At 74.1% G+C, this 13969-nt stretch carries 11 protein-coding genes; 8 read left to right on the top strand and 3 right to left on the bottom strand.

Annotated elements, in window-relative coordinates; translation table 11 throughout:
• The first annotated feature begins 190 nt into the window (after positions 1-190).
• The 4 genes from ACSU6Z_RS27565 to ACSU6Z_RS27580 all read left to right on the top strand — a co-directional run bounded on the left by ACSU6Z_RS27565 (position 191) and on the right by ACSU6Z_RS27580 (position 5032).
• Entirely contained in the window at positions 191-2632 is a 2442-nt protein-coding gene (locus tag ACSU6Z_RS27565) for a SpoIIE family protein phosphatase (RefSeq protein WP_437049680.1), read from the top strand.
• Between the two features lie 115 nt (positions 2633-2747).
• Complete coding sequence (locus tag ACSU6Z_RS27570) at positions 2748-3167, top strand: CBS domain-containing protein (protein WP_437049682.1); 420 nt, start codon at positions 2748-2750, stop codon at positions 3165-3167.
• 294 nt (positions 3168-3461) lie between these two features.
• Positions 3462-4448 (top strand): dTDP-glucose 4,6-dehydratase, encoded by a 987-nt coding sequence (gene rfbB / locus ACSU6Z_RS27575; RefSeq protein WP_437049683.1) that lies wholly within the window; start codon positions 3462-3464, stop codon positions 4446-4448.
• Between the two features lie 83 nt (positions 4449-4531).
• Positions 4532-5032: a metallophosphoesterase family protein gene (locus ACSU6Z_RS27580; protein ID WP_437050512.1), complete on the top strand. Its 501-nt coding sequence runs from the start codon at positions 4532-4534 to the stop codon at positions 5030-5032.
• A 356-nt stretch (positions 5033-5388) separates the two neighbouring features.
• Here ACSU6Z_RS27580 and ACSU6Z_RS27585 read toward each other — a convergent pair whose 3' ends face one another.
• On the bottom strand, positions 5389-5760 hold the full coding sequence (locus ACSU6Z_RS27585) for a helix-turn-helix transcriptional regulator (RefSeq protein WP_437049685.1): 372 nt from the start codon (positions 5758-5760) through the stop codon (positions 5389-5391).
• A 151-nt stretch (positions 5761-5911) separates the two neighbouring features.
• On the opposite strand from ACSU6Z_RS27585, the gene ACSU6Z_RS27590 reads away from it, so the two are divergent.
• Both ACSU6Z_RS27590 and ACSU6Z_RS27595 read left to right on the top strand, forming a co-directional pair.
• On the top strand, positions 5912-6259 hold the full coding sequence (locus ACSU6Z_RS27590) for an STAS domain-containing protein (RefSeq protein WP_437049687.1): 348 nt from the start codon (positions 5912-5914) through the stop codon (positions 6257-6259).
• Positions 6260-6834: 575 nt separating this feature from the next.
• Positions 6835-7224: an ATP-binding protein gene (locus ACSU6Z_RS27595; RefSeq protein ID WP_437049689.1), complete on the top strand. Its 390-nt coding sequence runs from the start codon at positions 6835-6837 to the stop codon at positions 7222-7224.
• 335 nt (positions 7225-7559) lie between these two features.
• Here the strand turns inward: ACSU6Z_RS27595 and ACSU6Z_RS27600 are convergent, their stop codons facing one another.
• Both ACSU6Z_RS27600 and ACSU6Z_RS27605 read right to left on the bottom strand, forming a co-directional pair.
• A complete protein-coding gene (locus ACSU6Z_RS27600) occupies positions 7560-7919 on the bottom strand; it encodes an STAS domain-containing protein (RefSeq protein WP_437049691.1) in 360 nt (119 codons plus the stop codon).
• Entirely contained in the window at positions 7916-9238 is a 1323-nt protein-coding gene (locus tag ACSU6Z_RS27605) for a PP2C family protein-serine/threonine phosphatase (RefSeq protein WP_437049693.1), read from the bottom strand. Before ACSU6Z_RS27605 ends, ACSU6Z_RS27600 begins: the two co-directional genes overlap by 4 nt.
• Positions 9239-9444: 206 nt before the next feature.
• Here ACSU6Z_RS27605 and ACSU6Z_RS27610 point away from each other — a divergent pair, with 206 nt between their 5' ends.
• Together ACSU6Z_RS27610 and ACSU6Z_RS27615 are read left to right on the top strand one after the other, a co-directional pair.
• A complete protein-coding gene (locus ACSU6Z_RS27610) occupies positions 9445-13593 on the top strand; it encodes a SpoIIE family protein phosphatase (RefSeq protein ID WP_437049695.1) in 4149 nt (1382 codons plus the stop codon).
• Positions 13593-13889 (top strand): STAS domain-containing protein, encoded by a 297-nt coding sequence (locus ACSU6Z_RS27615; RefSeq protein ID WP_437049697.1) that lies wholly within the window; start codon positions 13593-13595, stop codon positions 13887-13889. The genes ACSU6Z_RS27610 and ACSU6Z_RS27615 overlap by 1 nt, the downstream gene beginning before the upstream one ends.
• The last annotated feature ends 80 nt before the right edge of the window (positions 13890-13969 follow it).

A 13969-nucleotide genomic window follows, 5' to 3' on the forward strand; every position in this document is an offset into this window, starting at 1 on the left:
ACTGTCACGGGATGACTGTGCGGAACCCATGGGTCAAGACATGTTCGGGTCATTTCGAACGACGCCGGGGGATCAGGGGGCCCGCCCAGGGCCGCGTCCCCGGCTCGCGGAGGCCGCGCCCCGGGTGCGCGGGACCGGCCCCGCGCGCACAGGGGCTGCGCGCCCGGCGCGGGGGCGCTGTAATGGCGGCGTGGTCGGTGAGGGCACTGCGGGGCGCGGGGCGGGGGTCCGGCGTGCCGAGGACGCCCTGGGAGCGATCATGTCCGGGCGGGACGCGACGGGCCGGCTCCGCCGCGTCCTCGAACAGGCGCTCGTCTTCGCCGGTGCCTCCTGCGCGGCCGTCTACGCACCCGGCGACGACACGGAACTGCTGTGCCTGGTGGAGTCGGCCGGTGTGCCCCGGACGCTGTACGGACTGCGCGACGGCTACCCCGCCGCCGGCCGGTCCCCCGTGGCCGACGCCCACCGCGGGGGGCGGCCGGTCTGGCTCGGCCCCGGCGACCTCGGCGGCCGCGCCGGGGCGGGACGCGTGCCGCCGGGGGACTTCAGCCTCGCGGCCCTGCCCGTGCGAGGGGAGGGCGGTTGCCTCCTCGCGGTGACCGAGTGCCCGGGCGGGTTCGGCCCCGACGCCCGCCGGTGCCTGGAACTGATCGCCGAGGCCGTCACCTGCCCCGCCCCGCGGGCGGAGGCCGAGGGCGCGGACCTGCCGTCCCACGCGTTCCGCCTCGCCGTGGACACCGGCCGCGTCGAGGCCGGCGGCGGCTTCCTGGACCTGTTCGGCCTCGACCCGGACGCGTTCGACGGCCGGGTCGAGACCCTGCTGGGCCTGACCGTGCCGGAGGACCTGCCCTCGCTGATGTCGGTGGTCGAGGCCGACCACACGACCATCGGCGAGCGCGAGCTGGAGTTCCGCGTGCTGCGCCCCGCCGGCCCGCCGCGCTGGATCCGCCTGCGCGGCCGGCTGCTGCCCGGCGGGGAGGGCCTGCCCGCGCGCCTGGTGGGCACGGCCGCCGACGCCGCCGGCCTGCGCTCCGACGTCACCGACGTGGCGCGCGTGCAGCGCCTGGCCGCCGCGCTCGCCACCGCGGGCACCGTCCGCGACGTCGGACAGGCGGTCGTCACCGCCCTGCGCGGACCGCTGCGCGCCGACCGGATCGCGCTCGCCGGACTGGAGAACGACCGGCTCGTCGTCACCGTCCTCGACCCGCCCGAACCCGAGGCCTGGCCCGGGATCTGGCGGCTGCAGTGGCGCACCGAGTGGCCCGACGCGCCCGTGCGCGCCATGCCCACCCTCGCCGCGGCCCTGCGCGAGGGCCGCGCCCGGATCTGGCCCGCCGGCTCCGCCCTGGAACCCGCCCTCGCCGACGTCGGCCCCGGTGGCCTCGCGGTGCTGCCCCTGCCCGCCGGCGGCCGCGTGGTCGGCGTCTGCCTGATCGGCTGGGACGCCCCCCACGACGTCGGTTCCGACGAACGCGCCCTGCTCACCGCCTCCGCCGGCCTGGCCGGGCAGGCCCTGCTGCGCGCCCGCGCCTTCGACGCCGAACACGAGCTCGTCGGCATGCTCCAGCGCCAGCTGCTGCCGCGCCGCCTGCCCGAACTGCCCGGCGCGGTCGCCGTCGCCCGGTACCTGCCGAGCACCACCGGACTGGAGCTCGGCGGCGACTGGTACGACGTGATCCCGCTGCCCGACCACCACGTCGCCCTCGTCATCGGCGACGTCCAGGGCCACAGCGCCGCCGCCGCCACCCTCATGGGCCAGATGCGCACCGCCCTGCGCGCCTACGCCGTCGAGGGCCACCCTCCGGACGTGGTGGTCTCCCACGCCAACCGGCTGCTGGCCGACATGGGCACCGACCTCTTCGCCACCTGCGCCTACGTCGACCTCGACCTGGAGGAGGGCGCCGCCTGGTGCGTCCGTGCCGGGCACCTGCCGCCGGTGCTGCGCCACCCCGACGGCACCACCGAGATCCCGGACGTGCCGGGCGGCCCGCCGCTCGGCGTCGTGACGCAGGCCGACTTCCCGATGAGCCCGCTGCGGCTGCGCCCCGGCACCCTGGTCGCCCTGACCACGGATGGCCTCGTGGAGTCCCCCGGCACCGACATCGACGACGGCATGGGCCGCCTCGCCCGCGCGCTCGCCGCCCACGACCCCGCCCGTCTCGGACCCCTCGCCGACGCCCTCCTCGGCGACGCCCGCCGCAGCGACGACGTCGCCCTGCTCCTGCTGCGCTACGACGGCATGGCCCTGCGCCCGCGGCGCGAGAGCTGGACGGTGTGGCGGGTTCCCGAGGCCGTGCGCCACGCCCGTCGCTTCACCCGGCGCACCCTGCGCTCCTGGGACGTGGCGCGGGACGACGCCGACGCCGCCCTCCTCGCCGTGTCCGAACTGGTCACCAACGCCCTGGTGCACACCGGCGGCCCGGTCCGCCTCGACCTCGTACACCTCGGCACCCGGCTGCGGATCGCGGTCACCGACGCCTCGCCCCGCACCCCCGTCAAACCCCCCGGCATCGGCTGGGAGGCCACCGGCGGCCGCGGCGTCCTCCTCGTCGAGGCGGTGTCGGCGGCCTGGGGGACGCTGCCGGTCGGCGGGGGCAAACGGGTGTGGTGCGAGATCTCCCTGGGCCGGTGAGCGCCGCCCCCGGCGGGCCCGGGCCCCGGCCTTCCCCCACGTGCCGACTCCGCGTGTCCGGGTACCCGGACGGTGAGGCCGCCCGTCGCAGAGGGAGTGAGGAAAGGGGTGCGTCATGGCGCAGTACGTCCGCGACATCATGACCAGGGAACCGGTGACCGTCGAGCCGCAGACCTCCGTCGCCGCCGTGGCCCGCATCATGCGGGACGAGGATCTCGGAGCCGTCCTCGTCACCGAGGGGGACCGGCTGCGCGGGCTGGTCACCGACCGGGACCTGGTGGTCCGGTCGCTCGCCGAGGGCGGCGACCCGGAGCAGGCCACGGTGGCCGCCGTGTGCAGCGGCGACGTGGTGACCGTACGGCCCGACGAGGAGCTGGACCACGCGGTGCGGCTGATGCGCGAGCACGCCGTACGCCGCGTCCCGGTCGTCGAGGAGGGGCACCCCGTGGGCATCGTCTCCCTGGGAGACATGGCCATGGAACGCGACCCGGAGTCGGCGCTCGGCGACATCAGTGTGGCCCGGCCGAACACGTGAGGCAGGCCGACGCCTCCCCGGCCGCGCGCACCGGGTCCGCCGGCCCGGCCCGACGGCCCACCCGGCGGGCCCGGTGCGCGCGGCCCCGGACCGCCCCGCGCGTGTCCGGGCACGCGCACCCGGACGGACCCTGCCGCGCGGGACCCGTCCGGGCCCGGACGGCCCGTGGTGCCCCGGGGCGTCCCCGGAGAGGGGTGGCGGCCGCACACCGGGGACGCCCCCCGGGCGCCGGGAGCACCCTGGTACCGTCACCGGCATGCCGGCCGCAGGACTCAGCAAGGTGCACACGCGTTCATGAACCTCCTCGTCACCGGCGCCGCCGGGTTCATCGGCTCCCACTACGTCCGCGCGCTGCTCGCCTCCGACGACCCCGGGGCGCCGCGCATCACCGTGCTGGACAAGCTGACCTACGCCGGTTCCCTGGACAACCTCGGGCCCGGCCACCCCCGCCTGGACTTCGTGCGGGGCGACATCCGCGACGCCGCACTGGTCGACAAGCTGATGGCCGACGCCGACCAAGTGGTGCACTTCGCCGCCGAATCGCACGTGGACCGTTCGATCGACACGGCCACCGCCGGCGAGTTCGTCCTCACCAACGTCGTGGGCACGCAGACCCTGCTCGACGCGGCGCTGCGGCACGGCGTGGAACCGTTCGTGCACGTCTCCACCGACGAGGTGTACGGCTCCCTGGAGTCGGGCTCGGCGACGGAGGAGCACCCGCTGCGGCCCAGCTCCCCCTACTCCGCCTCCAAGGCCTCCGCCGACCTGCTCGCCCTCGCCCAGCACCGCACCCACGGCCTGGACGTGCGGATCACCCGGTGCTCCAACAACTACGGTCCCCGCCAGTTCCCCGAGAAGATCATCCCCCTGTTCGTCACCCGCCTCCTCGACGGCGCGAACGTCCCGCTCTACGGCGACGGACGCAACGTCCGCGACTGGCTGCACGTCGACGACCACTGCCGGGGCGTCGAGCTGGTGCGCACCCGGGGCCGCGCCGGCGAGATCTACAACATCGGCGGCGGCACCGAACTGAGCAACAGGGAACTGACCGCGCTGCTCCTGCGGGCCTGCGGCGCGGACTGGGACCGGGTGGAGCACGTCGCCGACCGCAAGGGCCACGACCTGCGGTACTCCGTCGACTGGAGCAAGGCCCGCGACGAACTGGGCTACCGCCCACGCCGCGACTTCACGACCGGACTCGCCGGGACCGTCGCCTGGTACCGGGACAACCGCGCCTGGTGGGAACCCCTCGCACGGCGTGCCGCCGAGGACCGCCCATGAGGACGGAACCGCCCGCGCGCGTCCGGGCGGGGACCCGCCCCCGCCCGGACGCCGACCGGGCCGGCCCCGTACGCCTGCTGCTCGTGTCCGACACCCACCTGCCCCGGCGCGCCCGGGAACTGCCCGCCGCACTGCTGGCCGAACTGCCGCGCGCCGACGTCGTCCTCCACGCGGGGGACTGGGTCGACACGGCCACGCTCGACCTGCTGGAGAGCCGCTGCCGCAGGCTCGTCGCCGTGTACGGCAACAACGACGGACCGGACCTGCGCGTCCGGCTGCCCGAGGTGGCGTACGCCGACATCGGCGGCCTGCGCTTCGGCGTCGTCCACGAGGCCGGCCCCGCCCGGGGGCGCGAGGCCCGCTGCGCCGCCCGCTTCCCCGGCCTGGACGTCCTGGTCTTCGGGCACAGCCACATCCCCTGGGACACCACCGCCCCCACCGGGCTGCGCCTGCTCAACCCCGGTTCCCCGACCGACCGCCGCCGCCAGCCGTACTGCACGTACATGACCGCCTCGGTGGCCGGCGGCCGCCTCGAGGACGTCGTACTCCACCGGTTGCCGCCGCGCCGGGCCGGCCGGCGCTGACGGCGGCCCGGCCGGCCCCGCCGAGGTCGCCGGCTGCCCCGATGACGTCGGCGGTGCCGTCCCGGTCGTCACCTCCCGCAGCGCGGTGGGGGAGGTGCGGCTGCCGGGCCGGCGCTCGCGGCGGTGGGAGCGGCGACGGTGAGCACGAGGGCGACGGTCGTGGGGCAGAGGTGGCCGGGCCTGGGGACGGAGACGGCTTCCTTTGGTATGGGCATGTCAATACGTCGAAGGCGGGCGGCGCCGTTCGAAACGCGGGTTGTTCACGGAAGGCAAGGAGTGCCCGTCCCGTCCGCAGGGCCGCGTACACGACGGAATCGGGCGGGCGGCGGCCGGGTGGTTCCCCGGGCGGCCGACTCCTACGCGGTCAGTGGCCGGGAAGGCTGGTGCCGGGCGTCGTCGGCGTCCTCCCGGGAGCGCTGGGCGTCGTGTCGCGCGAGCACCGAGAGCAGTTCCGCGACGGTCACGCCGGCCTCCACCTCGGCCGGGTGCCGCAGGGGGACGCCCGGCTCGATGCGGTACGTGTTCGAACGCCCCTGGCGGGTGTGGGACAGGTAACCGCCCTGCTCCAGATCGGAAATGATCTTCTGGACGGCGCGTTCGGTCAGACGGCAGTGCGCGGCGATGTCCCGGATCCGGGAGTTCGGGTCCTCGGCGATGGCCGCGAGGACGCGGGCGTGATTCGTCAAGAACGTCCAGCCGGTGTGCGGCTCGGGTACTGCTCCGTGCATGGCACCAGATTATGGCCCATCGGTTCACGATCGGAAAAGCACGAATCGTTGTTCGTGTATTGTAAGGCGTGTTAAATGATGGGGCGGCCACCGGTGGAGGAGCCCGGTGTACCCCGCGTGTCCTGCCCCATTCCTGCGAAATGAGCGAGTCGTGGTGCACCAGCCGTTTTCCGCCGTACGTGTGTCGGAGTGCGACGGTGTCGCCGTGGTCAAGCTGCGCGGCGACATCGACATGACCGTCGAGGCGGAGGTGCGCCGCGCCCTGCTCCCCGCCTCCGACGCCGACACCCCGCGCGTCGTCGTCGACCTGAGCCAGGTGTCCTTCATGGACAGCGCCGGGATCAACGCGCTGATCGGCGCCCACCTGCACGCCAGCGCCCGGAACGGCTGGATTCGGGTGGTCGCCTCGTCCCCCATGGTCAAGCGCCTGTTCCAGACCCTCGGCATCGACGAGGTCATCGGCGACTACCCCACACTGCGCGAGGCCCTTCAGGCGTGAGGCCCGCCCTGCGGCACCATCGGCCTTCCCGGCTCGGAGCGCGCGGCGCCGATGGGTGCACCTCCCGCGGTCGGGGACGACCGGGCGGCGCGGTCGACCGCCCCCGGCCGCGGGACCGGTCGTTCCCGCAGACCCGGATTCCCGGGGCGGCGCGCACCGCCTGCGTCGGCCCTGGCGCATTTCGGCGGTCGCCGGGAGGATTGCATCCCGCCGACCGGGGTATATGCGCGCCTGCAGCCGGATGACGGGTGATGAGGGCGCCGATCGGTGGGAGAGGGCACATGGTGACGACCGCGACCGCGCAGTTCGCCGGAGGCTCCACCGGAACACCCGGCTCCACGAGCGGGACCGGCAGGTCCCGTGCCGCCCCGGTGTCCGCGACGCCCGGCAGGTCCGCCGGACGGGCACGACCGAACTACTGTAGGGGCCGAAAGTGTTCGGATCGCGACAGGGCGTCCCGGCGTCCGGTACAGGATGGGGGAGCCGCGCGGCGGTTGTACGGGATGGATGAGTTGAAGCTGATGGGTTCGCCGGCGGACCGGTCGCCGACCGCCGGTCAACCGCCGCGGTATTCGGTGACGTTCGAACGAGGAGCGCTGCGCGTCGCGGACGCACGCCACTGGGCCGTCGAGCGCCTGGCCGGATCACACGACGGCCGGGAGCCGTCCCTGCCGCCCCGGGTCGTCGAAGCGGCCCAGCTGGTCGTGAGCGAGCTGGTCACCAACGCGATCAAGTACGGTTCGGGCCCCGTGGAGCTGTCGCTCACCATCACGGACGATTGCCTTTCGGTCACGGTGAGGGACGGCGACACCACCCTGCCCACCCCCCGGCCGGCCGACCCCTCCCGGGTCGGGCAGCACGGTCTGGAGATCGTCGCGGCGCTGAGCCGGGACATCGACATCAGGCGCGAGCCGTCCGGGAAGCGCGTCACCGCGCACATCGCGCTGGACGCGTCCGCGCCCTGACCGGCGGACGCGACGCCCCCCGGCGGGAATCGCGTCCGGCACGCGGGGCGGGTCCCCGGCAGGCGGAGCGGCGCGAAGGCACACGGCGGGGCCACCGCCGGTGGGTGCGCCCGGCAGTCCGCGCAGCGGGCGCACCCACCCGCGTGCCGTGCCTTGGCAGCTGCTCGGGGACCGGTGGCGGACAGCCCGGGGGCAGGCGGTCCCGTCACCGCGGGGCCCGGACGCCGACCGCGATCCGACGGCGGGCCGGTCCTGCCGCCGTGACCACCGCCGGGGCGGCCCCCGCCGCGCGCCGGCCCGTGGATCCCGCGCGGGGCCGGGGGTGCCGGCGCCGTTCACCGTTGCAGCGAGGAGAGGGCCGCCTCGGCCGAGGGGTGGAAGGTGAAGACCTGGTCGAGGCCGACCACGCTGAAGACGCGCATCTGGTCCGGCCGCACACCGGCGAGGCTCAGGGGCGAGCCGGCGGCCTGCGCCCGCCGGTAGGCGGTGACGAGCACCGTGATGCCGGTGGAATCGCAGTAGACCAGGCCGGACAGGTCGATGATCACTCCGTGCGTGTCGAACGGAGCCTCCTCGACGGCCGACGCCAGGAGGCGGGCGGTGTGGTGATCCAGCTCGCCCGCCACCTCGATGACGAACGGACCGGAGGCGGTGTGTCGAGGGGTGACGGTCAAGAGACGTTCTGGTGGGGTCACCGGTTCTCCTGGTTGCGGTTCTCGGAAGGGGAGGGGACGGACAGGGCGAGCAGCGCGGTGTCGTCGCTGACGCCGGCGCCCAGGCGTCTCAAGAGAGCTTCGACGGACTCCAGCAGATCGTCCGCCGTGTGCGCGGTGACAGCCGTCAGGTGCCCGACCAGGCCCTCCTCACCCAGCATGGTGCCGTCCGGGACCCGTGCCTCGGTCAGGCCGTCCGTGTACAGCAGCAGGCCGTCACCGGGGAACAGGCGGGTGGTGGTCTGCACGAACCGGGGCTCGGGAAGCATGCCGATCAGCTGGCCCCCGGCGGTGGAGACGGGCTGTACGGTGCCGTCCGCGCGCAGGGCGAGGGCCGAGGGGTGGCCGCCCCCCGCCAGGGTGATCTCGAACGAGCCGTCGGGCAAGGGCTGGAGCACACCGAACACCGCGGTGCAGTACCGGGGCGCGCCGCCCTGGTACTCGCCCTTCAGGACGGTGTCGAGGTTGTGCAGGGCCGCGCAGGGGTCCGGGTCGTAGATGGCGGCGGCCCGCAGGGTGTAGCGGGTCAGGGAGGTCAGGGCGGCCGCGTCCGCGCCCTTGCCGCACACGTCGCCCAGGAAGAAGGCCCAGCGGCCGTCGTCGAGGGGGAACAGGTCGTAGAAGTCACCGCCCACCTCGTGCGCGGAGGCCGTGTGGTAGGCCGCCGCGGCGTGCAGGCCGGGCACCGCGGGCAGCACCGGCGGCAGCAGGGTGCGCTGCAGCGTGCGGGCGAGACGCTCGGCCTCGGCGCGGCGGTCGCGCTCGGCGCTGACCGTGCGGATGGCCGACAGGCGCAGTTCGAGTTCGTCCATGACCAGCGCGGCGAGGTCCTGGAGGGCGTCGAGCTGCGCGTCGGTCGGTCGCCGCGGGCGGGTGTCCAGGACGTTCACGGTGCCCAGGCGCTGCCCGTCGGAGGTGGTGATCGGGGCGGCCGCGTAGAAGCGGATGCCCGGATCACCCTGGACGAGGGGGTGGGCGAGGGCGCGGTCGTCGGTGACCGCGTCCGTGATCACATAGGGTTCGCCGTGCAGGATGGCGGAGGCGCACAACCCCGGCTCGCGGCCGACCTGGTCCATGCCCGTCAGTCCGTGGGTGGCCTTGAACCACACGCGGTCGGTGTCCACGATCGCCACCGTGGCCATGGGCGCCTCGAAGATGCGGGCCGCCAGCGCCGCTATCCGGTCGAACGCCCCGTCGGGTGGTGTGTCCAGGATCTGGTAGCGGCGCACCGCTGCCAGCCGGGCGTCTTCGTCGGGCGGACGCACCGCGGAGTCCTGGGCGGGATCCGGCGTCGTTCTCAATCCCTGCTTCCTCCGGTCCGAGTAACGGCCACCTGGGCGAGGGTCCCAGGGGCCGACTGGCTTATCCTACGAAGTCGTCGACCGCGTCAGGAGTCCGGCACGGTGGTCGGCCCGTCGCCGCACACGCCCCGCAGCCGGGACGGCACGCCGAGTTCGCGCGGGAGCGGCAGGCGGGGCGTAGTGGGGTCCGAGCGAGAGGGTGTGGAGTGACGCGTTCCCAAGACGCCGACCACGGGTCCGCGGCGGCGGCCTGGTCCGATGTGTTCGCCGCCGACGAGGAGGTCGGCCGGGACCTCGCCCGGGTGGACTGGGCCTCGACGCCCCTGGGACCGCCGTCGGCCTGGCCGCAGAGCCTGCGCACCGCGGTGAGCATCCTGCTGTCCTCCCGCTTCTCCATGTGGATGGCGTGGGGCCCCGAACTGACGTTCTTCTGCAACGCCGCCTACCGGCGCGACACGCTCGGCCGCAAGTACCCCTGGGCCCTGGGCCGCCCGGCGAACGAGGTGTGGGCGGAGATCTGGGACGACATCGGCCCCCGGATCGACCGGGTGCTCCGCACCGGGAAGGCCACCTGGGACGAGGGCCTGCTGCTGTTCCTGGAACGCTCCGGTTACGTCGAGGAGAGCTACCACACCTTCTCCTACAGCCCCCTGCGCGACGATGCGGGCGCCGTCGTCGGCATGCTGTGCGTGGTCAGCGAGGAGACCGAACGGGTCATCGGCGGCCGGCGCATGACGACGCTGCGCGATCTCGGCTCCGATCCCAGTGTGGTCCGCACCGAGCAGGAGGTGCTGGCCTTCGCGTCCCAGCAGCTCAGCCGGAACGGCCGGGACCTGCCGTTCACGCTGACCTATCTGTTCCGGCCCGACGGTTCGGCTCACCTGGCCACCACCACCGCCCTGCCCGCCGGGCACCCGGCCGCCGCCGCCGTGCTCCCGGCCGACGGGACCGGCGGCGTGTGGCCCGTCGCGGCCCTGGCCCGCGGGGAGTCCGCGCTCGTACCGCTGGACGGCACGCCGTTCACCCGGCTGCCCGCGGGCGACTGGTCCGAGCCGCCCACGCAGGCACTGGTGGTGCCGCTGCTGCAGCAGGGCAGCGCCCCGTACGGCTTCCTGGTGGCGGGCCTGAACCGCTACCGGGCCCTCGACGACGGCTACCGCGGCTTCGTCGAACTGGTCGCCGGCCACCTCGCGGCGGGCATCGCCAGCGCGCGCAGTTACGAGACGCAGCAGCGGCGGGCGGAGGAACTCGCCGAGCTGGACCGGGCCAAGACCACCTTCTTCTCCAACATCAGCCACGAGTTCCGCACGCCCCTCACGCTGATCATGGGGCCGGTGGAGGAGCTCCGCACCCGGCTGGCGCCGGCCGACCCCCGCGTCCGCGAGGAACTGGAGGCCATCCACCGCAACGGGCTGCGGCTGGGCAAACTCGTCAACTCCCTCCTGGACTTCTCCCGCATCGAGGCCGGGCGGATGCAGGCCAGCTACGAGCCGGTCGACCTGGCCGCGGTCACGGCCGAACTGGCCAGTGTGTTCCGGTCCGCCGTGACCCGGGCCGGACTGGACTTCGACATCGCCTGCCCGCCGCTCGAACAGCAGGTGTACATCGATCGCGGCATGTGGGAGAAGGTGATCCTGAACCTCCTCAGCAACGCCCTGAAGTTCACGTTCCACGGGTCGATCCGGGTCGGCGTGCACGCCGACGGCACCCACGCGGTCGTCACCATCGCCGACACCGGGATCGGCGTGCCGGACCACGAGATCCCCAAGCTGTTCCAGCGCTTCCACCGCATCGAGAACGTCCGGTCCCGCTCCAACGAGGGCAGCGGCATCGGACTGGCGCTGGTGAAGGAGCTGGTGGGGCTGCACGGCGGCACCATCACCGCCGACAGCGTCGAGGGGGAGGGCACCCGCTTCACCATCCGGCTGCCCTTCGGCTCGGCGCACCTTCCGCAGGACGCGCTCGCACCCGTCGACGACGGCCGCGGCGTCTCGGTCGCCGCGGAGCCCTATCTCCAGGAGGCGCTGCGCTGGCTGCCCGGCCCGGCCACCTCCGCCGACGCCCCGGAGGCAGCGGGCCCCACCTCCCGCCCGGCGGTCCCCACACGGGTCCTGATCGCGGACGACAACGCCGACATGCGGGACTACCTGGCCCGCCTCCTGCGCGGCGCCGGGTACGACGTCGACACGGTCACCGACGGTCGCGCGGCCCTGCTGGCCGTCCGCAGGACCGGTCCCGACCTGGTGATCAGCGATGTCATGATGCCCGGCCTGGACGGCCTGCAACTGGTGAGGGCACTGCGTTCGGACGCGCGCACCGCTTCCGTCCCGGTGCTGCTGCTGTCGGCCCGGGCCGGGCAGGAGGCATCCATCGAGGGCCTGCAAGCCGGAGCCGACGACTACCTCGTGAAGCCGTTCGCCGCCGCCGAACTGCTGGCACGGGTGCGGGCCAACGTCGAGCTGGCACGGCTGCGCAGCCACCAGGCGCGCTGGCGGGCCGCGCTGGTCGACTCGCTCCAGGACGGGTTCTTCGTCTGCGACGAGGACGGCGCGGTCGTCGAGATCAACACCGCGTTCACCGAGATCCTCGGGTACGGACCCGAGGGCCTGCCGTACCGGCCCATCCACCCCTGGTGGCCGGACGAGCAGACCGATCCGGAGGGGCACCGGCTGGTGAACGAGGCTTTCGGGCACCTGCTGAACCATCCCAAGGGCTTCTACACCCTCCCCCTCACCCACCGTGACGGTCACCGGCTGTGGGCGAGCGTCACCTTCAACGAGGCCCACGACCCCGACACGGGCAAGCGGGTCATCGTCGGCACCCTGCGGGACGTGACCGCCGAGCACTACGCCGTCCAGCGCAAGGACGCCCAGGCGGCGCTCAGCATGCGCCTCACCCAGGCGACCAGCCTGCCGGAGGCGCTGGAGGGCGCTCTGGCGCAGCTGAAGGAGCTGTGGCGTGCCCGGCGGGTCGTGGCCGTCGTGCCGCGGAGCGGCCCGGAGCCGTCGATGACGGCGACGGAGGCCGGGCTGCGCTGGCAGGACCTGTCCGCCGAACGCCGTCGACGCCTGATCGCCTGGCTCGACGAGCCCGCGCTCACCCCGATCGACGACGACAACGGGATCGCCATCGCGACGAGCCACCCCGACGGGCCCATGGTGGTGTGGCTCGACCTCGGCGACCGGCGTCCCTTCACCGCGGAGGACCAGGTCCTGCTCTCCCTGCTGGCCGGACAGCTCGCCCAGGGACTGGCCCGTGCCCACCAGATCGACCAGCAGCGCGAAACGGCCATCGCCCTCCAGCGGGCCATCCTCGGCCCGTCCAACCTCCCCGACGGCTTCGCCGTCCGCTACGAACCGGCAACCCGGCCCCTGGAGGTCGGAGGCGACTGGTACGACACGATCCCCCTCCCGGACGGACGCATCGGCATCGTCGTGGGCGACTGCGTCGGACGCGGCCTGGAAGCGGCCACCGTTATGGGGCAGCTGCGCAGTGCCTGCCGTGCCCTACTGCTCCAGGACTCCAGCCCCGCCCAGACGCTCATGGCCCTGGACCAGTTCGCCGCCGGCATTCCCGGCGCCAAGTGCACCACGGTCTTCTGCGGCGTCCTCGATCCCGGCACGGGACACCTCACCTACTCCAGCGCGGGACACCCGCCGGGCATCCTCGCCCACCCCGACGGCACCACCCACCTGCTGCAGGAGGGCCGCTCCGTCCCGCTGGCGGTCCAGCCCGGCACACCTCGTCCCGAGGGGAGCTGCACCGTACCCGCCCGAGCCACGCTCCTGCTCTACACCGACGGCCTGGTGGAACGGCGGCGACGCCCCCTGACCGCCGGCATCGACCAGGCCAGCGAGGCCGTCCAGGCGGGCCGCGACGCCGCGGTCGACGACCTCGCCACCCACGTCATGAGGCGCCTGGAACCCAGCGGGGGCTACGACGACGACGTGGCGCTGCTGCTGTACCGGCACCCCGCTCCCCTGGAGATGGCCTTCCGCGCGGAGTCGTCCCAACTGGCGCCCGTCCGCCGGGCACTGCGCAGCTGGCTCGACCAGTGCCAGCTCCCGCCCCACACGGTGCAGAACATCCTGGTGGCCGCGGGCGAGGCATGTGCCAACGCCATCGAGCACGGACACCGTGACACCCCCGGTGACACGGTCCGGCTGCGGGCGGAGGCCCGTGTCGACGCTCTGCGCCTGACCATCGTCGACACCGGCAGGTGGAAGACACCGCGGCCCGAGCAGAACAGCCACCGCGGCCGCGGCATGCTCCTGATGCGCGCCCTGATGCAGAACGTCACCGTCACCCCTGGCCCCGCCGGCACCACCGTCGACATGCACACGAGGATCGCCTGATGTCCACTCCCATGAGCCTCACCCCCAGCCGGAGGTCCGACGGCTCCACCCTCCTGACGGTCGTCGGAGAGATCGACATGAGCAACACCGACGCTCTCGCGGCGGCCATCGAGACCACCGACGGCCCCGTCGTCATCGACCTCACCGCCGTCGAGTACCTCGACAGTGCCGGCCTCAGCGTGCTGTTCAACCACAGCGACCGCATCGAACTGATCGCGTCCCCGCTGCTCGCCCCCGTCCTGAGCATCTCCGGCCTCGCCGACCTGATCACGGTGCACGGTCTCGACACGCCCTGAAACGGCTCCGGCCGGTCGCCGGCGGCCGGGCCGCGCCGCGGTCGCCCCGTCCTCGTGCGACCGCCCGGGCCGGCCCGCGT

Source organism: Streptomyces sp. enrichment culture, from assembly GCF_964273145.1.
Taxonomy (GTDB): domain Bacteria; phylum Actinomycetota; class Actinomycetes; order Streptomycetales; family Streptomycetaceae; genus Streptomyces.

Excerpts from the sequence above, each read along its gene's own strand:
- ACSU6Z_RS27615 (WP_437049697.1), top strand. The coding sequence starts at position 13,593 with ATGTCCACTCCCATGAGCCTCACCCCCAGCCGGAGGTCCGACGGCTCC.
- ACSU6Z_RS27585 (WP_437049685.1), bottom strand. The coding sequence starts at position 5,760 with ATGCACGGAGCAGTACCCGAGCCGCACACCGGCTGGACGTTCTTGACG.
- ACSU6Z_RS27570 (WP_437049682.1), top strand. The coding sequence starts at position 2,748 with ATGGCGCAGTACGTCCGCGACATCATGACCAGGGAACCGGTGACCGTC.
- rfbB (WP_437049683.1), top strand. The coding sequence starts at position 3,462 with ATGAACCTCCTCGTCACCGGCGCCGCCGGGTTCATCGGCTCCCACTAC.